This is a genomic window from Anaeromyxobacter oryzisoli, assembly GCF_022690765.1.
GTDB lineage: Bacteria > Myxococcota > Myxococcia > Myxococcales > Anaeromyxobacteraceae > Anaeromyxobacter > Anaeromyxobacter oryzisoli.
In genome coordinates, this window is the sequence record NZ_JALCZA010000064.1 from 1 (window position 1) to 26199 (window position 26199).

The window sequence follows — 26199 nt, forward strand, 5'->3', positions numbered from 1 at the left end:
ACGAAGTCGTGCACGCGGCGGGGGCGGATGGCCTGGTTGCGCATGGGCCCCGCACCATGATCTCAACCCCGCGGAACGTCTACAACTGGCCCCATCCCATGACCGTGGGAATGAGGGGATCGGTCAGCGATGCACCACGTTCTCACCGGCGGCGCGTGGAACTCGATCGATGTCCTCGATGGCCCGGAGGTGATCGTCGACGCGCACATGCACGTGAACAGCGGCAAGTGCTCGCCGATGCCGCTCGTTTGGGACAAGTTTCCCAAGAGTGAGCCCCTGGGCGTCGAGCCTCGGCCCAGCCGGAACAGGTGCACGAGTACCTTGTCCCCGGCCTGAAGGCGGCGCACCAGGGGCTGTGGTCGGTCCGGCGCGCCGCGGAGCTGGCGCGCAGGAGTGACGTGGGGTTCGCGCGGCTGACGGAGGCGGAGCTCATCGGTCTCACGACCGCCGTCGCCAAGACCGTGATCGCGTCGGGGTACGTGGCCACCGAGTCGGCGCGGCACGTGACCTCGAGCGCGGTCCACGGCGCAGCGGGGCTCGTCGACGCGACCGGCCGGATGTGGCAGCTCGGCGCGGACATCGATCGCGGCGCCGGCCGCGCCGCCGGCGAGTTCGAGCAGCGGCTGCGTGCGATGGTGCCGGACGAGGCGCAGCAATCCGCCGATGTGATGCAGAACGCGACCGGCTTCGCCGGCCGCCTGCTCGCCGCCGTCCACGGCGTCTACCACGAGGTTGCCGGGGGCGGGCGCAAGCTCGCGAAAGGCGTGACCGAGGCGGCGGCGAACATGACGGGAGCAGCGTCCCGTCACCTCCTGTCGGCGGCCGACCAGGAGGAGGAGCTCGCGAGCGTCCGCCAGGCGGCCGCGCGCGACCTCCACCGGCTCGCGAGCGAGACGAACAAGTCGTTCGACCTGGTCCAAGCGGACGCGGAGCGGCTGGTGAACTTCGTGGCCACCCAGGTGCGGGCGCGCATCCACCGGGGCGCCGACAAGGTCGTCGACGCGGTCGATAGCGTCCGCTCGAGGACGGTCGAGAGCTGGGTCGGGCTTCCCGGGAACATGGCCGGTTTCAGTGCCATGAGCGAGAAGGAGACCGTCGCCATCGCCGCGCTCGCGGCGAAGGGGAACCGCGAGGCGATGGCGAAGATCCCGACCACCAGCGCCGGCGGCCGCCTGTCGATGATGATGGTGATGCCCATGGACATGGACTTCGGGCACATCGCCGGCTACTACGGCCAGCAGATCTATCACCCGGTCCGGACGCGCCTCGCCGAGGACGTCACGGTCCGCTCGGTAGGCGGGATCGTTGCGACGCAGACGATGTCGCGGCGCCCGCTGCCGCCCGGCGCGACAGATCCGGTCGGGCGGCGGCCGACGGAGCGGGTGCAAGTGCCTTCGAGCGATCCCGGCGTCCCTCCGCTCGAGCTCGTCATCGACCGGACGGTGGTGAAGGAGGACGGCCCCTTCGACCACTATGCGGAGTACCGGGAGGACACGCGCTGGTTCAAGGACTCCAAGCTCGTGAAGGAAGCGCGGTGGCTGCCGGACGACGAGTTCAAGGCCTTCGAGCCGTACAAGCAGCAGATCGAGGACACGCTCGCGGGCGCGGCCCAGCACCCGTGGACGCTCCTCCCGCTCTTCCACTACGACCCGCGTCGATGGAACGCGCCCAGCACGGCTGCCCGCCCGACGATGGAAACCATGGGGGACAAGGTCTTCGAGAGCTTCCCGCAGCGCTGGGACGGCCCGTTCCGAGCCTACTTCTCCGACCCCGGGAACCGCCCGTTCATCGGGATCAAGCAGTACACGGCGCTCGGCTACCGCCCGCTCGATCCGCGCCTGGATCATCAGCGTGACTTCTACGGGCGCTGCACGAACGAGTCGGATCCGATCCCGATCGTCTGCCACTGCTCCCCCGCGGGGCAGTACTCGCTCGAGCGGCCGCTCTACGTGCGCGAGCAAGTTGCCTACGAGCGTGGCGAGAAGGTGAAGGGGTTCAGCCCGGTGACCGTGAACAGGGAGGCGCTCGCCGTGTACGAGAAGAAGACCAAGGACCTCATCAAGCACCGCGGCTTGGGCAGCGCCGACTGGGACGAGTACTGGTTCTCCGAGCACTACGTCTCGCCGTTTGCGTGGCACGAGGTGCTGAATAGGTACCCCACGCTCCGCCTGTGCCTCGCGCACTTCGGCGGCGACGAGCCCTCCGGGTACACGCACTGGGCGAACAAGTTCCCCTCGCGCGTCGACCCGCAGCTCCTCGCGAAGCAGCCGCGCAGCTTCAGCATCTCCGGCTGCACGCGCTCGACGAACGGCTCAGGCCGATCGAGCACCCGCTGGGCGCCGTGTACAACACCGGGCTTCTCGGGGGTAGACCCGACCTGCCCAGCGTCCATCCGACGCTCGCGATCGCGCTCTTCACCGTGAAGAACCCCCCGCCGGGCAAGGAACTGGTCACCTGGCTCGCCTCATGGAGCAAGGCCAAGGATCGGCCGGAGATGGTGAAGCTGTTCGGCAACAATCGGTGCGGCGATTTCCGGTTCTCGCCGGACGGCAAGTGGGTCGTTTTCGCGGACTCGAGCGAGGGGGCGAATGCGTTGATGGTCATGCCGGTCGATCCGTCGCTCCCGCACTTGTTCGGCCCGCCGATCCTGCTGAAGTCGAGCGAGGAGATGCCCGACGACTGGAACGGCAACTGCGCCTGGATCTCGGACCCGCTGAGTGTCGTGTGCAACGTGCAGAAGACGGTGACCAGCAAGCTGACGGACGAGGAATCCCAGGAGAGCAAGCTCCTCAAGTGGGAGCTGTCATCCGCGAACGTGAAGAAGTGAGGGCGTCGGCGTGACCGCTCACACGCCGGCCATGGTCCTCCTTGGCCGGAACGGTGGCGCCGACGGCGTGGGCACGGACTCGCGCTACGGGCCGCGGCCGCCGGCCTGCTCGATGACGGCGCGGTCGGCGTCGTCCAGGGCGAGCTCGACCGGCAGGAGCTCGTTCTCGGCTTCGGCAAGGGGATCGGCGCCGAGCTCGACGAGGCGGTGGACGACGGGGAGCTGCCCGCCAGGTCGCCCTGGGCGAGCCGCGCCGGGAGCGGGGAGGCGGTCGGGACGCCGCGTCGCTCCAGCTCGGCGGACGAGCGAACGAGCCCGCGCGACAGCGCGACGTCGAGGATCGTGCCGGGATCTCCCGCTCCCCAGGAGCGCTCGCGGAACGTCTCCTCGAGATCCCAGAACGGATGATGCCACGGATGGCACCACTTCAGGCGCACCATCGGTGTGCGTGATCCGGGGGAGGGACGCGAGGTGCCGGACGACATCGGCGTGCCCGCGCCGCTCCAGTTCGGCGGCGAGCGCGCGAGGCCGCGCGCCAAGGCTACCGCGGGGGCTCGCCCTTGCGACCGAGAGTGTCTTCGCTGACCGAGAAATTCAGCGGTATGGCCATTGAACACTCTGGGTGTTGCGTGTAGGGTTCCCCCATTGGACACGCTGGGTCCGGGTTGTCGGACTGTGACATCCGGCCGCAGGCAGGGGGCGTCGCAAACATGAAGGCTTCGGACGTTCCCGCGGGCGCAGGCCCGGTCGGTGCCGTCGGCGAGTTCGACCATGGCGCCGGCTCGCCGCCGACCGGGACGCACGTGCTCTCCGCGGCGCCTACTGGCACGCAGGTTCTTTCCGCGGCGCCGAGCGGAGCTCAGGTGCATTCCGCCGCGCCGACCGGGACGCAGGTCCTGCCGTCGGCGCCGGGGCGCGAAGTCCCAGGCACGCATCCCCCCATCTCGGGGACGCTGATCTTCGGGTCGCCAGGGGGCGACGCCCCCACCGATCCCGCACGCCCGCGCACCGAGATCCTCCGGGGCTCGCCCGCGCCAAGCGCCGAGCCCGCGCCCGACCTCGAGCCTGCCGCCGGCGGTCCTCGCGCCGGCGACCGCGTGAAGCAGTACGAGCTCATCCGGCCGCTGGGGCGCGGAGGGATGGGCGAGGTCTTCCTCGCTCGCGACACGAAGCTCGGCCGGCGCGTTGCAGTGAAGTTCCTGCACACCGAGGATCCGGCGCTGGTGGAGCGCTTCCTCCTGGAGGCGCGCGCCACCGCCCGGTTCAACCACGAGAACATCGTCACCCTGTACGAGGCCGATCTCCACGAGGGCCGGCCGTACATGGTGCTCGAGTACCTGCGCGGCAAGGACCTCGCGACGCTCGTCGGCGACGGGGGCGCCCTCCCGCCGGGCCGCGTGGTCGAGCTGATGGCGCCGGTCCTGCGCGCCCTCGCCTGCGCCCACGCGGAGGGGATCGTCCACCGCGACCTGAAGTTCGAGAACATCGTCCTCACCGACGCGGGCGTCGTGAAGGTGCTCGACTTCGGCATCGCGAAGGTGCTGGAGGGCGAGCCGCCGCGCGCCGTCGGTGCCGGGACACCAGCCGTCGCCGAGCCCCGGCCGCACCTCGCCGGCGGTGCGAGCGCGAGCTCCCTCACGCAGCACGGCACGACGCTCGGCACCCTCCAGTACATGTCCCCGGAGCAGTGGGCCGGGGGCGAGCTGGATCACCGGAGCGACCTCTGGGCGGTGGGCGTCATGCTCTTCCGCATGCTCTCCGGGCGCCACCCGCTCGCCGGGCTCGAGGGCATGCAGCTCGCCGTCGTCGCCGATCTCTCGCAGCCGATACCGAGCCTCCGCGGCGCCGCCCCCGACGTGCCGGCGAAGCTCGCCGAGGCCGTCGACGCGTGCCTCGAGAAGGATCGGGAGCGCCGGCCGCCGGACGCGCTCTCGCTCCTGCGGGCCATCGAGCCCTTCCTCCCCGGGCGCGGCGGTCGCGAGCTGGGGATCAACGAGAGCCCGTACACCGGCCTGAGCGCGTTCCAGGAGTCGGACGCGGATCGCTTCTTCGGCCGGACGAACGAGGTCGCCGCGCTGGTGAGCCGCCTGCGGGACCGGCCGGCGATGGCGGTGGTCGGCCCCTCCGGCGTCGGGAAGTCCTCCTTCGTGCGGGCGGGCGTCGCCCCGGCCCTGAAGCGCGAGGGGGAGCGCTGGGAGACGCTCGTGCTCCGCCCCGGCCGGAGCCCGCTCGCGGCGCTGGCCCGAAGCTTCGCCTCCCTCGGCGCCGTGACGAGCTCGGGCGCGGGCTCGGACGAGCTGGGGCAGGAGCGGGATCTCCTCGGGCGGCTGACGGCCGAGCCCGGCTACGCGGGCGCGGCGCTCCGGGCCCACGCGCGCCGCCACGGGGCCCGGGTCCTCCTCTTCCTCGACCAGTTCGAGGAGCTCTACACGCTGGTGCCCGACCGCGCCGAGCGGCTCGCCTTCACGGCGTGCCTCGCCGGCATCGCGGACGACGCCGCGTCGCCCGTCCGCGTCGTCCTGTCCATCCGCTCCGACTTCCTCGATCGCGTGGCGGAGGACCCGCGGTTCATGGCCGAGCTGAGCCAGGGGCTCTTCTTCCTCGGCACGCCCGGCGAGGAGGGGCTCCGCGACGCGCTCACGCGCCCCGCCGAGATGGCGGGGTTCCGCTTCGAGTCGGCCGCGCTCGTGGACGAGCTGGTCCGCGACGTCCGCCAGACGGAGGGCGCGCTCTCGCTGCTCCAGTTCGCCGCGGCGCAGCTCTGGGAGGCGCGCGACACCGCGCGGCGGGTGCTCACGCGCGCGAGCTACGAGGCCATCGGGGGCATCTCCGGCGCGCTCGCCCGGTACGCGGACCGCGTGCTCGCCGAGCTGCCGGCGAACGAGCGGGCCGCCGCGCGCGAGCTGTTCATGCGGCTCGTTAGCGCCGAGCGCACCCGCGCGATCGTCTCGGTCGACGAGCTGGTCGACGTTGGATCCGGCGGCGACGCGGAGCGGCTCCTCGAGCGGCTCGCGGCGGCGCGCCTCGTCGTCCTCCAGCAGAGCGACCGCGGCAGCACCGCCGAGATCGTGCACGAGTCGCTCATTCACGCCTGGCCGACGCTGCGCCGCTGGCTCGAAGAGCGCGGCGAGGACGCCGACCTCATCGATCAGATCCGCGCCAGCGCGAAGCAGTGGGACGCCGGCGGCCGGCGCGCCGACCTGCTCTGGCGCGGAGAGCTCGCGGAGGAGGCCCGGCGCTTCCGGAGCCGGTTCGGAGGCCACCTCGCGGAGGTGCAGCATGCCTTCCTCGAGGCGGTCGTGGCGTACCAGACGCGGGCCGCGCGGCGGAAGCGCGCCCTGACCATGGGCGCGATGTTCGGGCTCCTGCTGGTCGTCGCCGCGTCCCTCGTCGCCGTGGTGGTCATCCGCAGGGCGCAGAAGGAGTCGCAGCGCCAGGAGGAGATCGCCCGGATCGCCGAGGGCGCCGCCCGCCAGCGCGCCGAGGAGCTCCAGGTGAAGGAGCGCGAGCGCGCGGAGGCGGCCCGGCGCGCCGAGGCCGCCAGCGCCGAGCTCGCGACGGCCAACGCGGGCCTGATCGACGCGCTGGCGACGGCGGAGGCCCAGCGGGCGCGCGCGCTCGAGGCGCAGCAGCATGCCGAGCAGAGCTCGGAGGAGGCGGCCCGGGCGCAGCGGGCGGCGGATCGCGCGGCGAAGCAGCTCGCGGCGCGCCTCGCCGAGGAGCAGGAGCGCGTCCGCCGCCTCAAGGATCAGTTCGGCAGCCCGATGGCGGAGACCCTCCCGCGGTGAACGGAGAGCACGAAGCGATGGCCCTCGACCCCGGTTCGATCCTGCGCCGCTGGGCGCTCCTCCTGGTGCTCTGCGCCGGCGCCGCCTCGGCGCAGTCGGTCGAGCAGCCCCTCGACTCCGCGGGCGAGAACGTCTGGAGCCACGGGGTCTCCGCCGGGGACCGCAGCGCGGCGGACGCGCTCTTCATCGAGGGGAACAAGCTCCTCAAGGAGTCCATCACCATCACCGCCGCGGCGAAGTACCGCGAGGCCCTCACCCGCTGGGATCACCCGAACATCCACTTCAACCTGGCGCTCGCGCTCATGAGCCTCGACCAGCCCGTCGAGACGCACGAGCACCTCGTCCAGGCCATGCGCTACGGTCCGGAGCCGCTCGGGAAGGAGCGGTTCGAGCACGCGAGGAACTACCTCGCCCTCCTCGAGAAGCAGCTCGCGCGCATCGACGTTCGGTGCGAGGTGGCGGGTGCGCGGGTGGAGCTCGATGGCCGGCCGCTCTTCACGCCGCCCGGCTCGTACCAGGGGCTCGTGAGCGCCGGGCGGCACACGATCGTGGCGAGCAAGGAGGGCTTCGTCACCAACCAGGAGGCCCGGACGCTGGACGGCGGCACGGTGACGTCCATCGACTTGCCTCTCCGGACCATGAGCGAGATGACGCGCACGCACCGCCGCTGGCCCGCGTGGAAGCCCTGGTCGATCGTCGGCGCGGGCGCGGCGATCGCGCTGGGCGGCATCGCGCTCCGCTACGAGGCCGGGCAGCGACTGGACTGGGTCGATCGCCAGTCGACGATCCGGTGCGTGGCCCCGAACTACTGCAACCCTGAGCCGGCCGACTTCGCGAACGCACGGAGACAGGCGACGACCTACCAGAACGTCGCGGTCGGCGCCTACGTGGTGGGCGGCGCGGCGATCCTCACGGGCGCCGTGCTCGTCGTCATGAATCGCGCCGAGACGGTCGTGATGCCGTACGAGGAGCGCTCCGGGCCTCCGCCGCAGCACGCGGGCGTCGAGGTGGCGCCGACGCTCGGCGCCGGTCGCGCAGGGATCCTGGCCACGATCCGCTTCTGAAGGGAGAGACATGCGCTTCGAGCTTCTGCAGGGGAACGGCGGCGCGCGGGGCGGGATCGCCGCGCTCGCGATGGCGATCGCGGCGGTGATGGTGTCCGGGTGCAGGCTGGAGTCGAAGTCGACGCTGTGCCCCACCGGCGTCTACTGCCCGCCCGGAGCGAAGTGCGCGGCGGCGCAGGCCGTCTGCATCTGGGAGAACTGCGGCGACGGCATCCTGCAGGACGGCGAGGTCTGCGACGACGGCAACCTCATCGACGGCGACGGCTGCAGCCATGACTGCAAGTCGGACGAGACCTGTGGGAACACGGTCACGGACAAGATCAAGGGCGAGGAGTGCGACGACGGGAACACCGCGAACGGCGACGGCTGCAGCAGCGACTGCAAGTCCGAGAAGTGCGGGAACCACGTCATCGACGCCGGCGAGGACTGCGACGACGCAGGGGAGACGGTGAGGTGCAACGCGAACTGCACCTGGAGCCGCCACGGCGACGGCACCACGAACGCCCATGCGGGGGAGCAGTGCGACGGCGGCGTGCCGGCTCTGGACGGCACCGTCAGCAGCTGTGAGTCGGCGACCTGCAACTGGAACTGCACCTGGAGCAGGCATGGCGACGGGATCGTCAACGGTTCAGACGGGGAAGTGTGCGACGGCGGCGTGCCGGCCGCGGACGGGTCCGTCACCAGCTGCGAGTCGGCGATCTGCAACGCGAACTGCACGTGGAGCCGCCACGGCGACGGCATCGTGAACGCCACCGCCGGGGAGCAGTGCGACGGCGGCGTGGTGGGCGGCTCGAGCTCCAGCTGCGAGTCGGCGACCTGCAACGCGAACTGCACGTGGAGCCGCCACGGCGACGGCATCGTGAACGCCACCGCCGGGGAGCAGTGCGACGGCGGCGTGGTGGGCGGCTCGAGCTCGAGCTGCGAGTCCGCGACCTGCAACTGGAACTGCACGCCGAGCCGGTGCGGCGATACCATCGTGAACGTTCAGGCAGGCGAGCAGTGCGACGACGGCAACCTCGATGACGAGGACGATTGCATCTCGTGCAAGGCCGCCACGTGCGGCGACAAGATCGTCGACCGCCACGGCCCGCTGCACGTCGAGGCCTGCGATCTCGGGACGGCACTCAACGGCAAGACCGACTGCGCCTACGGCCTCCTGAGCTGTGAAGGGTGCGCATCCAACTGCGCGGCGCCGCTCGCGACCGTGAAGCACTGGTGCGGGGACTATGTCCAGGAGACTGGCCTGCTCGACCCCAACGGCGCCATCATAAACGAGCAATGCGACAACGCCCTCTCGTTCGCCTGCGGGACGTGCAGCGGCAAGTGCCAGACCATCCTCACGGGCACGGCGAAGGGACAGATCGAGGTCAAAAGCACCGCGGGGACCGACGGTACGTTGATCACGCTGGGAGATCAAACGCGCACCGCGACGATCGAGATCAGAATGTCCAGCGGTGTTTGCGCGCTCACCTCGGACGGTTGCGCCGTCGTCAGCCAGGCCAACCCTGCGCCGAAAGACATCGCGGGTGCGATCCGGACGGAGGTGACGAGGCTGAACAACGCCGGGCTGCTCCCTGTCCACCTCAGGTCGACGAACAACGATCAGTTCGTTCGTCTGGAGCACGACGGCGATGGCGTCGCCGGGAACCGTGCCATCGTCGTGTCGCCACCCGACCAGACCTCGCTCGGTATCACAGACATGAGCGGCGGCGCAGGGTGTGTGACCGGTGAGGCTTGCGCCACGGACGCCGATTGCGTCACCGGGATCTGCAGCGGAACTTCGGGGGTGTGCTTGTGACGAGGCGCAGCGGGGTAAGGTTCGGGTTCGTTGTCGCCGCGGCGGCTCTCATGGCTGCCTGCGGTGGGGGTGACGGCAAGAAGGCCTGGGTCGGGACGAAGCTGATCCCGTCCGACGGCGTGGCTAAGGATCATTTCGGCTACGCCATGGCGCTGTCCACGGACGGGAACACGGTCGTCGTCGGCGCGCCGTACGCCGACACTGGCCGGGGCGGCGTTTACGTGCTCGCGTGGGACGGCGCGCGCTGGTCCGAGACCAAGCTGATCGCGTCCGATGCCGCCTACTACGACGAGTTCGGATCCTCCGTCGCGGTCTCCGCGGACGGGAGCACGGTTCTCGCCGGAACGCACAAGAACGAGGCGGCCTACGTATTCGAGTGGGACGGCATTGCGTGGAACGAGACGAAGCTGGCGGATCCAGGGGCCGGGACGGTCGGCGCGTCCCAAGGCTTCGGGAGCAGCGTCGCGCTTTCGCAGGACGCGAGCGTGGTGGTCGTGGCGTCCTCGCTCGGGAGCACGTACGTGTTCGAGCGGGACCTCGCCGGGTGGGCCATGAAGGCGACGCTCAACTCCTCGAAGGTCGCCTCCTCGACCGCGATCTCGTCCGACAACGACACGATCGTCCAGGGCTGGGCCGACAGCAGCACGGTGGCGGTGTACCGGCGCGATGGGGCGAGCTGGAGCGGGACAGGCTGGACCGAGACGCTGCTGCAGCCCTCCGACGCCGTCGCGAACGACGAGTTCGGTCGGTCGGTCTCGACGTCCTTCGGGGGGGATACCATCCACGTCGGCGCGCCCACCACGATTGGCTTCCAGCAGGGGGCCGCCTACGTCTATCGACGGAACGGTGCGAGCTGGGGCGAGGAGAAGCTCGTCGCTTCGGATGGCAGGCTCCGGGATTTCTTCGGTTGTTCGGTCTCCGCCGCCGAGGACGGAACCTTCGTCGTCGGCGCGACGGGCGATGCGGGAACGGGATACGTCTACCGGCCCGATGGCTCACGCTGGACCGAGGCGAAGCTGACACCCACAGACGGTGCGACAGCGGTGTCCTTCGGGGCGAGTGCGGCCATCTCCAGCGACGGGAGCACGGTGGCGATCGGGGCGCCCGATTACTCCTGGCACGTCGGCGGCTCCGTCTACGTGTTCCGCTGGCGGCAGTAGGCCCGCTTTCCCCTCACGAGCAGCGTTCCCGTCGACAGGAGCAGCACCCGGCGCGCGTCGCACGGAGCGCGCTTCATAGGACGAAGGGTGTACCGCGTCAGCAACCAGGCGGCGGGGAGCGGGACGCTCGTCGCCGGAATAGCGACGCTCGTCACGGAGCTGAAGGTGAGCGGGAACGTGGTCTCCACCTTTAGGTACAACATCACCCTATCGAATCCGTGACCGGCGGGGCGCCGGCTCCTCTCGGCCGATAGGAGCCGGGACGGGGGCGGGCGTCGCCGGGCCAGCCACGTCGACGTTGCCAGAAGCGTGGCCGCCAGATGAAGACGTCTCGCGTGGGCTCGTCGAGGATGTAGAGCGTCTTGCCGGTGCCGACCCGGGCCAGCTCGCGGGAGAGCTTGATGCGCTGCGCCTCGCCGCCGGAGAGGGTGGGGGAGGGCTGGCCGAGCTTGATGTAGCCGAGCCCAAGTCGGCGCCCTCGAGCCGCGCGTGCCTCCCCGCACCTCGCGCGTGCCGCGGATGCGGACACACCAAGAGAAGAGGCGGTCAGCTCGCGCCGACCGCCTCCTCGCTGTCGGGAACGTCAGCGCCCGATCAGGCCTTCTTGTGGCACTCGGCGCACTTCGTCGGGCCCTTCGCCTCCGCCTTGTGGCAGTCGAGGCAGAGCTTGTGCGCCGCGTCCTTCGCGACCGGCTCGATCTTCATCGGCACGGTCGGGTGGCACGCGTCGCACTTCTGGGCGGCGTGCGACTTGTGGTTGAACGTGATGTTCCCCTGCTTCGCCTTCAGCGTGATCGGCCCCGTCGGAGCCTCGGCGGCCATCGCGGTTCCAACGGAGAGGACCGCCGCGACCACGAGTGAGAGCACGAGCTTCATGGGTGTTACCCTCCGTGCAGATGAGGACGGGGAAATTCCCGTCGGGAGGCGCGCAATGTAGCGCGCGATCACGCGCGCCGGACTGCGGCAAAGGGCCCGCGACGAAATGCACCATTGGTGATCGAGGGGCGGGGACCGAACGACGCCCCGGTCGAGCGACCCCGGCGGGTCGCGCCGTCACGACCCGCCCGTGGCGACGTCGCGACGACGAGGGGGCTGTCCCCTGACGTGAAGACGTCCTTCCCGCCCCCCCCCACAAACGAGAACGGGGCCGGTCGCCCGGCCCCGCTCGCGATGCTGCTCGATGCGAAGTGCCTTACGCCTTCTTGTGGCACTCGGCGCACTTCGTCGGGCCCTTGGCCTGCGTCTTGTGGCACTCGACGCAGAGGGCGTGGGCCTTGTCCTTCCCGAAGCCCTCGATCTTGCCCGGCTTCGCGCCGTGGCAGGTCGCGCACTTCGTGTTGGCCTGGTGAGCCTTGTGCGGGAACGTGACGTTGCCCGGCTTCGCCTCCAGGGTGATGGTCTCCGGGCCCGCCGCGAAGGCGGAGGTGGCGACGAAGGCAGCAGCGAACATCCCAGCGAGGTACTTGGTCACTTGAAGCGCTCCTCGTTTCAGGGGCGGACCAGCCCGCCCACGATTTGGACGGCGGACTGTACTCGAAATTCAGAAGTCGCTTGGAAACTTTCGTCGCGTTTGTCGCACCCCTGAGGTCTCCTGAGAACACGTCTCACGAGGCGAGCTCCAGGAGGGCCGCGATCAGCTTGTCGATGCCGGTCGCGACGGGAGCGATCCAGGGGCCGAGCATGTACGCGGGCGTCGACACCACCTTCAGCCGCTCGTCCACCACGATCTCGTCCACGCGGCGATCGACGTGCCGGGCTCCCCACGAGGTGATGGCGGCCGCGGTCTCGGCGTCGTCGCCGATGGTGACCTTCACCCCCTCGTCCCCGAGGAGGCGCGCCGCGATCACCGGCGCGATGCAGATGAACCCCATCGGCTTGCGCTCCGCGCGCAGCTCGCGGACGAGCCGCTCGACCTCGGGCACCACCTTCATGTTCCGGCCGTCCACCGCGAACGAGCAGAGGTTCTTCGCGACCCCGAAGCCGCCGGGGAACACGACGGCGTCGAGGTCCGTCGCCCGGACGCGGGCCAGATCGACGATCTTCCCCCGCACGATCCGGGCGGACTCCTGGAGGACGCGCCGCCTCTCGCCCTCCGCCGGCGCGCCCCTCACGTGATCGACGACGTGGAGCTGCTCGACGTCGGGCGCCGCCGCCACGACGGCCGCGCCCCGGCGATCGAGCGACAGGAGCGTGCAGACCGCCTCCTGAATCTCGGCGCCATCGAGGAACCCGCAGCCGGAGAGCACGACGCCGACCCGCTTCTGGGGAGCCATCGGATCACCTCGGACAGGGAGAGGAGAGGCGGACGGATGATAGGCCGCGCGCGCGCCGGGAGGCCCGCCCGCGGCGGGGTCGCCCGAAAATTGGACGGCGATATCGGTGAGGAGCAGAGTCGCGACCCATGGGCCGTCGTGCGCTCGCCCTCATCCTCGTCCTGCTCGCGCTCGCCCCGGTGTCAGGGATGGCCGAGCCGCGTCGTGTGCCGGTCGGGGACCGCAAGTCCGCGGCCGCCGTCTCGCGTCGCGCGCGGGCGCCGGAGCGCAAGGAGCGCAAGGCGGGGACCGCCGCGCCGGCGCGTGACCGCGCGCCCGACCGGAAGGCCACGACCGCCGCCCGGAAGAGCACCCGGCCCGCCCCGAAGGAGGCGCGGGCCGCCTCGAAGGACTCGCGGACCACCTCCCGGAAGAGCACGCGGCCCTCTCCGGAGAAGGCGCGGGCCGCCGCGCGTCCGACGCTCGACGAAGCCAAGGCGGCCCTCACCGCCCTCGCCCGGGACCGGACCCGCCGGCGGTTCCGTCACAACTGGGAGCGCGCGATCGACAACGTGCTGCGCGCCGCGCGGGGCCCGGACGCGGGCCCGGCGCTCCTCGAGGCGGCGCGGGCGCGGTACGCCCTCTACCGCTGGTCGGCGGTCGAGGACGACCGCGACGAGGCGCTCGAGCTCGCGACGCGCGCGTCGAGGCGCGGCGCGAAGGACGGCGCGGTGCTCGCGGCGGCGATCCGGCGCGAGGCAGGGGACGATCGCCCGGCGAGCCGCGCGGGCTCGAAGCGGCCGCAGCGGATCGCGAGCGCGCCGTCCCGGCCGCAGTCGCCCGCCGCGAAGCCCACGCCGACCGCCGGCGCGGACGTGCCGGACGCCGCGGAGAGCGGCGCGGACCGGGAGGACGATCCGCCGGATCCGGCCCTCGAGGCCGCGGTGCGGGACCTCGCGGCGCCCGCGGAGCCGCGGCCCCTGGGGGACTCGGGGGGAGCGGGCGCGGCGACCGTCGACGAGGTCAGGGCGTGGTCGAGCGGCGACTACACCCGCGTCGCCATCTACCTCTCGCACTGGGTCGGCTGGAAGAAGCACGAGCTCGCGGCGGAGGGCGACCGCCCGCGGCGGCTCGCCATCGACCTCCGCCCCGCGACGCTGCCGGGCAAGGCGGTGGCCCGGCCGGTCGCCGGCGATCAGGTCGATCGCGTGCGCACCGCCCAGAACGACGCCGAGACCGTGCGGGTCGTCCTCGACCTCGCGGGCGACGACGCGGCCCAGGTCTTCGCGCTCGAGGACCCGCCGCGGCTCATCGTGGACGTCGGCGCTCACCCGCGCCGCGCCCCCGCGGTCGCCGAGACGACGCCCGAGCACGCCTCCGGGGAGGCGCGATCCCAGGGACCGGCGGAGCCGCCTCCGGCGGGCCAGCCCGGCGCCGCGGCCGCGGAGGAGGCCACGCCCGGGGCGATCCGGCGCGTCGTCGTGGACGCCGGCCACGGCGGGCACGATCCCGGGGCGATCGGGCCGACCCACGTCGAGGAGAAGGACGTCACCCTCGCGATCGCGCGGCGCCTCGCGCGGAAGCTCCGCGCCGGGGGATTCCAGGTGATCCTCACCCGCGATCGCGACCGCTACCTCGCCCTCGAGGAGCGGACCGCCATCGCGAACACGGCCCGCGGCGATCTCTTCGTCTCGATCCACGCGAACGCCCACCCGCGCCGGAGCTTCACCGGCGTCGAGACCTACTTCCTGAACGTCACCGACGATCGCTACGCGGCGCGGCTCGCCGCCCGCGAGAACGGGCTCGGCGCCGACGGGCAGGGCGAGGTGGGGCGCATCCTCACCGACCTCGACGCGAAGTCGAGCGCCGGCGTCTCGCACCGGCTCGCGCAGCTGGTGCAGCGCGAGGTCTGCTCGGGGGTCCGTGCCCACGTCGGCGGGGTCCAGGACCTCGGGGTCAAGAGCGCGCTCTTCTACGTCCTCCTCGGCGCCCGGATGCCCGCGGTGCTCGTCGAGACCGCCTTCATCTCCAACCGCGAGGAGGAGCGGCGGCTCGCGTCCGCCCGCTACCAGGAGGAGGTGGCGGACGGGGTGGCGCGGGCGATCTCCGCCTTCGCGCGCTCCGGGATGCGGGTCGCCAGCGTGCGCTGAAGGGCGACGGGGCGGCGTCCGGCGGGAGCGACGCTATACTCCCGCATCCATGTCCCCGCCTCCCGCCGAAGCCCTCACCAGCCTGCCGGCCGCCGCGCCGTTCGAGTTCGAGACCAAGGTCCAGGAGCTCCCCCCGCTCACCGGCGATCCGAAGGCCGACTTCGCCGCGCAGCGCCGGTTCGTCGAGGAGGTCCACCGCGCCGGCGGCAGCGGCCACACCGTGGTCCGCCTCCAGAGCGCGGCGATGGACCGGATCGTCGGCGAGGTGTGGGCCGGCGCGCTCGCCGAGGCGTCCCGGGCGCACGCGCCGTCGCCGGTGTCGCTCGTCGCCCTCGGCGGGTACGGCCGGCGCGACCTCGCGCCCTTCAGCGACGTGGACCTGCTCGTGCTGCACGGGGAGGGTGGCCCCGACGCGTTCGTGAAGGCCGCCGCGGAGCGGCTCGTGTACGCGCTCTGGGACCTCCGGCTCGAGGTCGGGTACGCGGTCCGCGACCTGCGCACCTGCGATCGCCTCGCCTCGGAGGACCACACCGCCCGCACGGCGCTGCTCGACCTGCGCTGGCTGGCCGGCGATCGCGACCTGTACCGGGAGCTCGAGCGCGAGGAGCTGCACGGCCTCTCCGAGGCCAAGGTGGAGAAGTTCCTGGCGGACAAGCTCGACGAGATGCGCGGCCGCCGCGAGCGGTTCGGCGACTCGCTCTACCTGCTCGAGCCGAACGTGAAGGAGTCCGAGGGCGGGCTGCGCGACCTGCAGTCCGCCCTCTGGCTCGCCCGCGTCCGCTTCAAGGTGGCGGGCATCACCGAGCTGCTCAACCGGGCGCTCCTCCCCGAGCGCGAGATCCGGGAGATGCGCCGGGCGCGCGACTTCATCTGGCGCGTCCGGAACGAGATGCATTACCTCGCCGGCCGCAAGTGGGATCGGCTCACGTTCGACGTGCAGCCGCAGGTCGCCGAGGCGATGGGGTACCGCGATCGCGAGGGCGGCACCGGGGTCGAGGAGTTCATGCGCCACTACTACCTCGCCGCGAAGACGGTGCTCGTGGCCTGCGACGCGATCGTGGACCGGTGCCTCGAGCCCGCGGCGCAGATGGGGTGGCGGATGGTGCCGCCGCCCGCGGCGACGCTCGGCGCGGAGCGCCCGGTCCCGGTGCTGCGGGGGCAGCCGCCCCGCGCGGCGGACCGGTTCCTGCCGGGGGGCGAGCTCAAGGTGTTCCGCGGACGGCTCACCGTCGTGGACAAGGACACCCTGCGCCGCTCGCCCGCGGCGCTCGTCCGGCTGTTCACCGCGGCGGACCGGGAGAGCCTCGACCTCTACCCGTACGCGCGTGACCTGGCGGGGCAGGCCGCCGCCGAGCTGCCGGCGGAGGCCGCGAGCGACCCGGAGCTGAACCAGGAGCTGCTGGCGGCGTTCACCCGCCCCGGCACGCGGGGGCGGTTCCTCTCGCTGATGCACGAGATCGGCGTCCTGCCGCGCGTCCTGCCGGAGTTCGCGCGCATCACGGCCCGCCGGCAGATCGACGTCTACCACGTGTACACGGTGGACGTTCACATCATCTTCGCGGTGCGCCGGCTGTTCGCGCTCCGCTGCGGCGACGTGCAGGAGCCGGGGCTCACCGAGGTGATGCAGCGGCTGGAGCGTCCGCTCGGGCTCTACCTCGGGGCCCTCTTCCACGACATCGGCAAGGGGGGCGGGAAGGACCACTCGACGCGCGGCGCGGAGATCGCCGCGGAGGCGTGCGTCCGGATCGGCGTGGATCCCGCCGTCGCCGCCGACATCGAGTGGCTCGTGTCGAAGCACCTGCGGATGAGCGCCATCTCCCAGCGGCGCGATCTCTCGGATCCCGACCTCATCCACGGCTTCGCCGAGGAGGTCGGCACGATCGACCGCCTCGAGAAGCTCTACCTCCTCACGTACGCGGACATCGCCACGGTCGGGCCGCGCACCTGGACCGAGTGGAAGGCGCGCCTCCTGCGCGAGCTGTACGAGAAGACGCGCGAGGTGCTCGCCGCGGGCGAGCACCGGCTCGAGCCGGGGACGGCGGAGGCGGCGGGGCGCGCGCTCGTCGCGGCCGCCCTCGCGGAGCACGGCCGCGGCTCGGCGGAGGAGCGCGAGCGCTTCGTGCGGGCGATGCCCGCCCGCTACTTCCTGACCGCCTCGCCGGCGCAGGCGCCGCGCCACTTCCGGCTGCTCCAGCTCGGGCGCGAGGCGACCACCGCGGCGGCGATCCGCCACCACGCGCTGCCCGGCTACTCCGAGCTGGCGCTGACGGCGCGCGATCGCCCGGGGCTCCTCGCCACCATCGCCGGCGTCCTCGCCGCGCACCGCATCGACATCCAGCAGGCGGAGGTGTTCTCGACGCCGGACGACCCGGCGCTCGGCTGGCTCGCCGGGCGGGCGCTCGACGTGTTCGAGGTGTTCGGCCCCGAGGGGTCCACCGTGGAGCCGAACAGGTGGCGGGCTGCGCGCGGAGACCTGGTCCGCGTGCTCTCCGGCGCCGAGCCGCTCGACGCGCTGCTCGCCCGGCGGATCCACCCGTCGGGGATCCCGCAGCGACCGCTGCCGAGCGTGCCGACCAAGATCGTGATCGACAACGAGAGCGCCCGGGCGCAGTCGGTCGTGGACGTCTTCACCGCGGATCGGGTCGGCCTCCTCCACACCGTGGCCCGGACCTTCTTCGATCTCGGAGTGTCCGTGGACCTCGCCCGGATCACGACGGAGGGGCACCGCGCCGCCGACGCCTTCTACGTCCACGTGCCGGGCGGGCGGCAGCTCGAGGGCGCGCTCGCCGACCGCGTGGTGGCCGCCCTCGAGGCGGCGCTGGCGCGCCCCGAGTAGCCGGGCGCCCGGGCGGTCCTCGCTTGCGGGGATCCCGCGGATCGGGCCGGCGCCCGCGCCTCGGGGGGGCGGGCGTGCGCCGCCCGGGACGCTCCGGAAAAGATCCGGGATGGCGCGCCCTTGTCCAGCCAGCCGGCCATGGACACCATGTTCCACGGACGGTCGGGGCAGGGGGAGGGAAGCAGGCTTGGCATGAAGCGCTCCATCCGGATCGGGGTCGTCACCGCCTGGCCCGAGGACGACTGGCACTCGCGGCAGATGCTGTCGGCCCTCGGACGCCGGGCAGAGGCGCTCGCGATCGATCCCGCGGCGCTGTCTGCGAACGTCGCAGGCGGGACGACCGAGACCGCCGCGGCGGGGCGCGCGCTCCTCGACGTGGACGCGTTCGTGCTCGTGCGCGGGCTCGGCCGCGCGGGCGACCCCGACGTGCAGTTCGAGATCTACCGGGCCCTCGAGGGCGGCGGCGCGGTGGTGATGAACCGGATCGAGCCGCTGCTCGCCGCGCAGGACAAGTTCCGGTCCTCGTGGCTCCTGGCGCGCGCGGGGGTCCCCACGCCGGCCGCGGCGGTGGCCCAGTCACCCGAGGACGCCGAGCGCGCCCTCGCGGACCTCGGCGAGGCCGTGATGAAGCCCCTCGCGGGCTCGCTCGGGGAGGGCGTGGTGCGCGTCCGCCCCGACGCCGCCGGGCGTCGCGCGGTGGGCGAGCGCGCCGCGCGCGACGGCGCGCTCTACCTTCAGGAGTACGTGCCCCACCCCGGACGCGACCTCCGCGTCTTCGTGGTCGGGAGAGAGACCCGGGCGGCCATCGTCCGTCACGCACCCCCCGGGGACTGGAGGACGAACGTGGCGGTGGGAGGCCGGGCGGACGCCGCCGACTGTCCGGCGACGGCGAAGGCGGTGGCGGAGGCGGCGGCGGCCGCGCTCGGCCTGGACTACGCGGGGGTCGATCTGGTGCTCGGCCCCGCGGGGCCGACGGTGATCGAGGTGAACGGGAACCCGAGCTGGCGGGGGATCCTGGACGCGACGGGCCTCGACATGGCCGAGGCGATCGCCGACCACGTGCTCGGCCGGGCCCTGCGCCGCCGGCTGAGCAGCGCCCACATTGTGCGTGAACGGACGGGGGCGACACATGGCTGAAGAGAAGAAGAGCGGCAGCAAGGGAGCGATGACGGTCTCCGAGGCCGGTCGCAAGGGGGGCGTGCGGGTCCGTGAGACGCGGGGCCGCAAGTTCTACGAGGAGATCGGCAAGAAGGGCGGCGAGACCGTGAAGGCCGAGCGGGGCCGCAAGTTCTACGAGGAGATCGGCAAGAAGGGCGGCGACACCGTCAAGGCCGAGCGCGGCCCCCGCTTCTACGAGGAGATCGGGAAGAAGGGCGGCGAGACGATCAAGGCCGAGCGGGGTACGCCCTTCTACGAGGAGATCGGCCGGAAGGGCGGCCACAAGGTCCGCGAGCTGATCGAGAAGGGGAAGGCGGGCGCCGAGGAAGAGGGCGGCGCTGGCCACGGTGAGGGCGGCGAGCGGTAGGCGCCGAAGGGGAGGGGGGTCAGATGGCGGATCACGAGGAGAAGGGCACGCGCCGCGTGGAGCCCGAGGAGGGGCGGCGTGGAATGACGGTCTCCGAGGCGGGGCGGAAGGGCGGCATCGCCGTCCGTGACGAGAGGGGGCACGCGTTCTACGAGGAGATCGGGCGGAAGGGTGGGCAGAAGGTCCGCGAGCTCATCGAGCGCGGCAAGAGCCGCGGCTAGCGCGTCGCGGGAGCTTGGGGGCCGGCCGGAAAGCTGCTAGATCCCGCAGGCATGCCGGCCGCGCCCATCGCCGAGATCGACCCGTTGCACCCCCAGCCCCGCGTCGTCGAGCGGGCGGTCTCGGTCCTCTCGTCCGGCGGGCTCCTCGCGTACCCGACCGACTCCTACTACGGACTCGGCTGCGACCTGTTCGACAAGCGGGCGATCGAGCGGATCTACCAGCTCAAGGGGATCCCCCGGTCGCAGGCGCTCTCGTTCATCTGCCAGGACCTGGCGGAGATCTCGCGGTACGCCATCGTGGACAACGCCGCCTACCGGATCCTCCGGCGCAAGGTCCCGGGCGCGTACACGTTCATCCTACCGGCCACCCGCCTCGTCCCCGATCTGGTGCTGCTGCGGCAGAAGACGGTGGGCATCCGCATCCCCGACAGCCCCGTCGCCCTCGAGATCGTCCGCCGGCTCGGGCACCCCGTCATCTCCACCTCGGCGGCGACGCCGGACGGCGAGGTCCTGATCGACGCGAAGGACATCAAGGATCGGCTCGGCCACGGGCTCGACCTGATCCTCGACGGCGGCTATCGGCCCAACGAGCCCTCCTCCGTGATCGACCTCTCCGGCCCGGAGCCGGTGGTGATCCGCGTCGGGAAGGGCGACGTCTCGGATCTCCTCGAGTAGCGGCCGCGAACTGGACGGCCGGCGCCCCGGCGATATCGTCGCCGGGATGTCGCCGCTCGAGCCCGCCCTCGATCTGTTCCTCGCCCACGTCCGGGTCGAGAAGGGGCTCGCCGAGAACAGCGTCGAGGCCTACGGCCGCGACCTCCGCCGGTACGTGGAGCACCTGGACCGGCTCGGGATCCCGGCGTGGGAGCGCGTCTCCCGGGCGGAGATCCAGGCGCACCTCGCCGAGCTGGTCCAGGCAGGCCTGTCGCCCCGCTCGCAGGCGCGGGCGCTCTCGGCGATCCGCTCGCTCCACAAGCTCCTCTTCGCCGAGAAGCTCACGGCGGGGGATCCCTCCGACGAGGTCGAGTCGCCGCGGCCCGGGCGGAAGCTGCCGTCGCTCCTCTCCGTCGAGGAGGTGGAGCGGCTCCTGGCGGCGCCGGACGTGCGCCGACCGGCCGGGCTGCGCGACCGGGCGATGCTCGAGGTGCTCTACGCCACCGGGCTGCGGGTCTCGGAGCTCGTCTCGCTCGAGCTCAACGACGTGAACCTAGAGACCCGCGTCCTGCTCGCCCGCGGGAAAGGGAACAAGGAGCGGCTCGTGCCGGTGGGCGCGCCCGCCGCCGAGGCGACCCGGGCCTACCTGGCGTACGCGCGGGAGCGGCTGCTCAGGGGGCGGCGCTCGAAGGATCTCTTCGTCACGCCGCGCGGCGCGCGGCTCACGCGCCAGGGGTTCGCGAAGCTCCTCGACCGTTACGCCCGGCAGGCGGGGATCCGCAGGAAGATCTCCCCCCACAAGCTCCGGCACTCGTTCGCCACCCACCTCCTCGCCGGAGGGGCGGATCTGCGCGCGGTCCAGGAGATGCTCGGCCACGCCGACGTCTCGACCACGCAGATCTACACCCACGTGGACCGGACCCACGCCCGGCGCTTGCACGAACGGTTCCACCCGCGCGCGTGACGGCCGCCCCGGACGGCCAGGGCGGAAACCCGAGCCGCCGCGTGTTCTTAGCGGAGGTCGGCGCGGAGGGGCGAGCCGCCGGGCGGGCGCCGACCGCGTTGACCGACCGCCCCCGCGCTGCTAAAGAACCGCTTTCTCTTTCGAGGCTTACGTGTTCGGTCCGGACGTTCTCCTACGCGCCGTGGCGCTCCTCATTCCGATGATCCTGTCGCTCAGCGTCCACGAGTTCGCGCACGCGTGGAGCGCCTCGAGGCTCGGGGACGACACGGCCGAGCGGATGGGCCGCCTCACGCTGAACCCGGTCCCGCACATCGACCCGTTCGGCACGATCCTCCTGCCGCTCGTCGCCATGATGAGCCCGGGGGTGCCCTTCTTCGGTTGGGCGAAGCCCGTCCCGGTGGACCCGTCGCGCTTCCGGCGCGGCGTGAACATGGCCGCGGGCATGGCCCTCACCGCGCTCGCGGGGCCGCTCTCGAACCTCCTGCTCGCGATCGTCTGCGTCGTGCTGTACGGGCTCGGGGCCCGCTACCACCTCCTCGAGGCGCAGCCCGCGGTCGTGTTCCTGCTCGACCGGATGATCTCGCTCAACATCGTCCTCGCGATCTTCAACCTGATCCCGATCCCGCCGCTCGACGGGAGCCGGGTCATCGACTGGCTGGTGCCGTACCGCCACCGGGCGGCGTGGGAGACGATCACCCGGTTCGCTCCCTTCCTCCTCATCGCGGTCTTCATCTTCGCCCCGTACGTCCTCGCGGGGCCGGTGTCGGCCATGAACTCGCTGCTCGACCGGCTCCTCCTCGCCGTCGCCGGCCGCGCCTAGAAGTCCTCATGACCCAGCCCAAGCGTCCCGTCGTCGTCAGCGGCATGCGGCCCACCGGCCGCCTCCACATCGGCCACCTCCACGGCGCCCTCGCGAACTGGGTGAAGCTCCAGGACGAGGCCGACTGCTACTTCTTCAGCGCCGACTGGCACGCGCTGACGACGAACTACCACGCGACCGGGATCATCAAGCAGGCCGAGCGGGAGATGTTCGTCGACTTCATCGCGGCGGGCATCGACCCCGAGAAGGCGACGCTGTTCGTGCAGAGCCAGGTGAGGGAGCACGCGGAGCTGTACCTGCTCCTCGGCATGATCACGCCGCTCGGCTGGCTCGAGCGGTCGCCGACGTACAAGGAGATGCGGGAGAACATCACGGACCGCGATCTCGCCCTGTACGGCTTCCTCGGCTACCCGGTCCTCATGACCGCGGACATCATCCTCTACAAGGCGGCCCGGGTGCCGGTCGGCGTCGATCAGGTCCCGCACCTCGAGCTGTCCCGCGAGATCGTCCGGAAGTTCAACTCGCACTACGGCGAGGTCTTCCCCGAGCCGCAGCCGCTGCTCACCGCGGCGCCCAAGATCCTGGGCACCGACGGCCGGAAGATGTCGAAGAGCTACGGGAACACCGTCGACCTCGGCGAGAGCGCCGAGTCCACCCGCAAGAAGATCATGGGCGCGGTCACCGACCCCGCGCGGATGCGGCGCCAGGACCCGGGCCACCCGGACGTCTGCGGGATCTTCTACCTGCACAAGGTGACGAGCGACGCCGAGACGGTGGCCTGGGTGGACCAGAGCTGCCGGACCGCGGCGATCGGCTGCGTGGACTGCAAGAAGAAGGTGCTCGAGCGGCTGCTGCCGGCGCAGGAGCGCATGCGCGAGCGGCGGGAGGCGCTCCTCGCGCGCCCGAAGGACCTCGACGACCTGGTCCAGCTCGGGACCGGGAAGGCGCGCGCCGCGGCGGCGCGCACGATGGAAGAGGTGCGGAAGGCCATGAAGCTGGCGTAGGACCCAGGGGGCTGTCCGAAGGGATGTCCAGGGACACCGAGACGGGCGCCGGGACGGAGGCGGACGCCGAGGCCGCGCGCGCCGCCGCGGACGCGTTCCGCGTCACGCTGCCGCCGCTCAAGGCCGGCGAGCCGCCGTTCGAGGGTCCCCTCGACCTGATCCTGCACCTCGTGAAGGAGCACGAGGTCGACCTCTTCGACATCCCCATCGCGCGGATCACCGAGAGCTACCTCCAGACGCTCGAGGCGATGCGCGAGCTGGACATCGACGTCGCCGGCGAGTTCCTGCACATGGCGGCGCAGCTCGTGCTCATGAAGAGCAAGCTGCTCCTGCCGCGCACGGAGGTCGCCGAGGACGCGCCGAGCGCCGAGGACGAGGGGGAGGATCCGCGCGCGGAGCTCGTGAAGCGGCTCCTCGAGTACCAGAAGTACAAGGCCGCGGGCGAGGAGCTCGGCGGTCGGGACATCCTCGATCGCACGGTCTTCGCCCGGCGCGCCCGCGCCGAGCGGCCGGCCCTGCCGGAGGGGCCCGAGGGGCTCGCGGACGTCTCGGTGTTCAAGCTCATCGAGGCGCTCGACCGGTCCCTCGCGCACGCGAAGCCCGAGCACACCCACGAGGTGGTCACCGACCGCCTCACCATCAGCGACGCGATCGCGCGGGTGGCCGACGTGCTGCGCCTGCAGCGCCGGGCGACGTTCGAGGAGCTGCTCACCGGACCGCCGGAGCGGCGGAACACCAAGGCGAACGTGATCGCCACCTTCCTCGCCATCCTCGAGATGGCGAAGCTCAAGCTCATTCGCATCTACCAGGCCGCGCTCGACGAGGCCGGACCGGGGGCGGAGATCATCGTCGAGGCGAAGGAAACGCTCGGCGACGACGTGCCCACGGAGCAGGAGGAATATCGATGACGGCGGATCCCACGGAACAGCGGGAGGCCGCGGAGGAGGCCGTCTCCGGGGACGTCGCGCCTGCGGCGAGCGGCGCGGTCGCCGCGGCGGAGGCGAACGGCGTCGTCGCGGCGGAGGCGGCGAGCGCGTCCGAGCCGCCCGTGCCGTCCGACGCACCAGACGCACCAGACGCACCCGACGCGCCGTTCGAGGCGTCCGTCCAGGACCACGAGGCGGCCGCGCCCGCGCCCCCGGCGGCGCCCTCGGTGTCGGCGGAGGAGTTGCAGGCGCTCCAGGCCGCCGAGGAGGCCAAGGCCGGCGATCCGTCGCTCGACGAGGTGGAGTCCGCCGACATCGACGTCGCCGAGGAGAAGGAGCAGCCGTTCGAGAAGCTCGCCGCGGCGGCGAAGCGGCTGTCCGCGGACCGCGTCCGGACCGTCGTCGAGACGCTCCTCTTCCTGGCGGAGAAGCCGCTCACGGTCGAGGAGATCCGGCTCGCGTCCGGCGTGGACGTCGAGCGGATCGCGAAGGCGCTCGACCGGCTCTCCGGCCACTACCGCGAGGGGCCGTGCGGGATCGTGCTCCACGAGGTCGCGGGCGGCTGGCAGCTCCGGACCTCGCCGGACAACTCGGACTTCGCGCGGCGCTTCCTCAAGGTGAAGCCGCAGCGGCTCACCCGCGCGGCGCTCGAGACGCTGGCGATCATCGCCTACCGGCAGCCGGTCACGCGCCCCGAGATCGAGGACATCCGCGGCGTGGACTGCGGCGCGGTGGTGAAGGCGCTCCTCGAGCGCAAGCTGATCAAGATCCTCGGCAAGAAGGAGGAGCCGGGCCGGCCCATGCTGTACGGCACCACCCGCGAGTTCCTCGAGTTCTTCGCGCTGAAGGACCTCGCCTCGCTCCCGACCCTGCGCGAGTTCCACGAGCTGTCGCAGGAGAACCGCTCCATCGTCGAGAAGGACGCGCCGCAGGAGGAGGCCCCGTCGGGCATCGAAGGGATCGTCGCGGACCTGGAGGACCCGGCGCTCCGCGCCGAGCTCGAGGCGAAGCGCGCCGAGGCCGACGCGGCCCTCGAGGAGCTCGAGCGGGCCATCGTCGCCGCGGACGAGAAGACCCGCGCGGCCCGGACCGCGCTCGGGGACGGCAAGCAGGAGCCGGACGCTGCCGCGTCCGCAGCCGACGCCGTGCCCGCAGCCGACGCCGTGCCCGCAGCCGACGCCGTGCCCGCAGCCGACGCCGTACCCGCAGCCGACGCCGTACCCGCAGCCGACGCCGTACCCGTAGCCGATGCCGCGCCCGACCCCGAGCGCCCGTCGGGCGAGGGGGAATAGGGATGGCAGAGCAGCGGCTCCAGAAGTTCCTCGCCGGCGCCGGCGTCACCTCCCGCCGCAAGGCGGAGGAGCTGATCCTCGCCGGGCGCGTCACCGTCAACCAGCAGCGGGTCACGACGCTCGGGACCAAGATCGATCCGGACCGGGATCTCGTGACGGTGGACGGCGCGCTCGTCTCGGCCCCCGAGGAGCGCGCCTACTACCTCCTCTACAAGCCTTCCGGCTGCGTCACGACGGCGGCGGACCCCGAGGGGCGCCCGACGGCGCTCCAGTACCTCCGCGACGTCCGGGCGCGCGTCTTCCCGGTGGGCCGGCTCGACTACGACGCCGAGGGCGCGCTGCTGCTCACGGACGACGGCGAGCTCGCGAACCGGCTCGCGCACCCGCGCTACGGACATCGCCGCGTCTACCTGGTGAAGGTGAAGGGCGATCCGGCGGCCGAGGCGCTCGAGCGGATGAAGTCGGGCGTGCGGCTCGAGGACGGGCCGGCGCGCGCGCTCGAGGTCTCGGTGCACGAGCACGCGGAGAAGAACGTCTGGATCAGGGTCGTGGTCGGGGAGGGGCGGTTCCACCTCGTGAAGCGGCTGTGCGAGGCGGTCGGCCTCCAGGTCCAGCGCCTCTTCCGGCCCGAGTTCGGGGGCATCACCGTGGACGGGCTCCGGCCCGGGACGTTCCGCGCCCTCACCGCCGGCGAGGTGCACGCCCTCCGGCAGCGCGTCGGCCTCGCGAGCGGCACCGCGGTTCCCGGCCCCGCCGCGGCGATGCTGCCGAAGGCGGCGCGCCGGCACGGGCACGGGCCGCCTCCGCCTCCCACGCCGAGGCCGGCGGGCGGCGGACGCGAGGTCGCGGGAGACGACCGGGGCTCCCCGGGAGGCGGCCGCGAGGAGCGACCCCGCCCGCGCGCGGGGTCGCGGCCGG

General features: G+C 72.3%; 22 protein-coding genes. 19 read left to right on the top strand and 3 right to left on the bottom strand.

The genetic code is table 11. The features are described from left to right. Positions 1 to 308: 308 nt before the first annotated feature. The 7 genes from MNZ27_RS17365 to MNZ27_RS23685 all read left to right on the top strand — a co-directional run bounded on the left by MNZ27_RS17365 (position 309) and on the right by MNZ27_RS23685 (position 10859). Positions 309 to 2423: a methyl-accepting chemotaxis protein gene (locus MNZ27_RS17365; RefSeq protein ID WP_242395364.1), complete on the top strand. Its 2115-nt coding sequence runs from the start codon at positions 309 to 311 to the stop codon at positions 2421 to 2423. Then, complete coding sequence (locus MNZ27_RS17370) at positions 2420 to 2827, top strand: TolB-like translocation protein (protein ID WP_242395365.1); 408 nt, start codon at positions 2420 to 2422, stop codon at positions 2825 to 2827. The genes MNZ27_RS17365 and MNZ27_RS17370 overlap by 4 nt, the downstream gene beginning before the upstream one ends. Positions 2828 to 3924: 1097 nt before the next feature. Continuing rightward, positions 3925 to 6615, top strand: coding sequence for a serine/threonine-protein kinase (locus MNZ27_RS17375; RefSeq protein WP_242395366.1), 2691 nt, complete (start codon positions 3925 to 3927; stop codon positions 6613 to 6615). A gap of 17 nt (positions 6616 to 6632) precedes the next feature. Next, entirely contained in the window at positions 6633 to 7679 is a 1047-nt protein-coding gene (locus tag MNZ27_RS17380; protein WP_242395367.1) for a PEGA domain-containing protein, read from the top strand. Positions 7680 to 7689: 10 nt separating this feature from the next. Continuing rightward, positions 7690 to 9477: a DUF4215 domain-containing protein gene (locus MNZ27_RS17385; protein ID WP_242395368.1), complete on the top strand. Its 1788-nt coding sequence runs from the start codon at positions 7690 to 7692 to the stop codon at positions 9475 to 9477. Next, positions 9474 to 10637, top strand: coding sequence for an FG-GAP repeat protein (locus MNZ27_RS17390; RefSeq protein WP_242395369.1), 1164 nt, complete (start codon positions 9474 to 9476; stop codon positions 10635 to 10637). Before MNZ27_RS17385 ends, MNZ27_RS17390 begins: the two co-directional genes overlap by 4 nt. An 87-nt stretch (positions 10638 to 10724) precedes the next feature. Further along, the gene (locus tag MNZ27_RS23685; protein ID WP_277958059.1) at positions 10725 to 10859 is read left to right on the top strand and encodes a hypothetical protein; all 135 of its coding nucleotides are present in this window, start codon (positions 10725 to 10727) and stop codon (positions 10857 to 10859) included. Positions 10860 to 11231: 372 nt separating this feature from the next. Here MNZ27_RS23685 and MNZ27_RS17395 read toward each other — a convergent pair whose 3' ends face one another. From MNZ27_RS17395 to elbB, 3 genes are all read right to left on the bottom strand, one after another. Beyond that, complete coding sequence (locus tag MNZ27_RS17395) at positions 11232 to 11513, bottom strand: cytochrome c3 family protein (protein ID WP_242395370.1); 282 nt, start codon at positions 11511 to 11513, stop codon at positions 11232 to 11234. 316 nt (positions 11514 to 11829) lie between these two features. Next, a complete protein-coding gene (locus MNZ27_RS17400; protein ID WP_242395371.1) occupies positions 11830 to 12108 on the bottom strand; it encodes a cytochrome c3 family protein in 279 nt (92 codons plus the stop codon). Positions 12109 to 12241: 133 nt separating this feature from the next. Continuing rightward, a complete protein-coding gene (gene elbB, locus MNZ27_RS17405) occupies positions 12242 to 12910 on the bottom strand; it encodes an isoprenoid biosynthesis glyoxalase ElbB (RefSeq protein WP_242395372.1) in 669 nt (222 codons plus the stop codon). Positions 12911 to 13038: 128 nt separating this feature from the next. On the opposite strand from elbB, the gene MNZ27_RS17410 reads away from it, so the two are divergent. The 12 genes from MNZ27_RS17410 to MNZ27_RS17465 form a co-directional block, all read left to right on the top strand. After that, entirely contained in the window at positions 13039 to 15039 is a 2001-nt protein-coding gene (locus MNZ27_RS17410; protein ID WP_242395373.1) for an N-acetylmuramoyl-L-alanine amidase, read from the top strand. Positions 15040 to 15088: 49 nt separating this feature from the next. Beyond that, positions 15089 to 17875 carry a [protein-PII] uridylyltransferase gene (gene glnD / locus MNZ27_RS17415; protein ID WP_242395374.1) on the top strand — a complete coding sequence of 929 codons (2787 nt, stop codon included), beginning with the start codon at positions 15089 to 15091 and terminating at the stop codon, positions 17873 to 17875. Between the two features lie 192 nt (positions 17876 to 18067). Continuing rightward, on the top strand, positions 18068 to 19012 hold the full coding sequence (locus MNZ27_RS17420; RefSeq protein ID WP_242395375.1) for a RimK family alpha-L-glutamate ligase: 945 nt from the start codon (positions 18068 to 18070) through the stop codon (positions 19010 to 19012). Beyond that, the gene (locus MNZ27_RS17425; protein ID WP_242395376.1) at positions 19005 to 19400 is read left to right on the top strand and encodes a general stress protein B; all 396 of its coding nucleotides are present in this window, start codon (positions 19005 to 19007) and stop codon (positions 19398 to 19400) included. The genes MNZ27_RS17420 and MNZ27_RS17425 overlap by 8 nt, the downstream gene beginning before the upstream one ends. Positions 19401 to 19423: 23 nt before the next feature. Beyond that, a complete protein-coding gene (locus MNZ27_RS17430) occupies positions 19424 to 19621 on the top strand; it encodes a hypothetical protein (RefSeq protein WP_242395377.1) in 198 nt (65 codons plus the stop codon). 51 nt (positions 19622 to 19672) lie between these two features. Then, complete coding sequence (locus MNZ27_RS17435) at positions 19673 to 20296, top strand: L-threonylcarbamoyladenylate synthase (RefSeq protein ID WP_242395378.1); 624 nt, start codon at positions 19673 to 19675, stop codon at positions 20294 to 20296. A gap of 46 nt (positions 20297 to 20342) precedes the next feature. Continuing rightward, positions 20343 to 21239, top strand: a complete 897-nt coding sequence (gene xerD / locus MNZ27_RS17440; RefSeq protein ID WP_242395379.1) for a site-specific tyrosine recombinase XerD — start codon at positions 20343 to 20345, stop codon at positions 21237 to 21239. 181 nt (positions 21240 to 21420) lie between these two features. Next, positions 21421 to 22059 (top strand): site-2 protease family protein, encoded by a 639-nt coding sequence (locus MNZ27_RS17445; RefSeq protein ID WP_242395380.1) that lies wholly within the window; start codon positions 21421 to 21423, stop codon positions 22057 to 22059. Positions 22060 to 22067: 8 nt separating this feature from the next. Beyond that, positions 22068 to 23063 carry a tryptophan--tRNA ligase gene (gene trpS / locus MNZ27_RS17450; RefSeq protein ID WP_242395381.1) on the top strand — a complete coding sequence of 332 codons (996 nt, stop codon included), beginning with the start codon at positions 22068 to 22070 and terminating at the stop codon, positions 23061 to 23063. A gap of 23 nt (positions 23064 to 23086) precedes the next feature. Then, entirely contained in the window at positions 23087 to 23971 is an 885-nt protein-coding gene (locus MNZ27_RS17455) for a segregation and condensation protein A (protein ID WP_242395382.1), read from the top strand. Beyond that, entirely contained in the window at positions 23968 to 25281 is a 1314-nt protein-coding gene (gene scpB, locus MNZ27_RS17460; RefSeq protein WP_242395383.1) for an SMC-Scp complex subunit ScpB, read from the top strand. The genes MNZ27_RS17455 and scpB overlap by 4 nt, the downstream gene beginning before the upstream one ends. A gap of 2 nt (positions 25282 to 25283) precedes the next feature. Continuing rightward, positions 25284 to 26199: pseudouridine synthase (locus MNZ27_RS17465; protein ID WP_242395384.1), on the top strand; the 916-nt coding region annotated here is incomplete at its 3' end.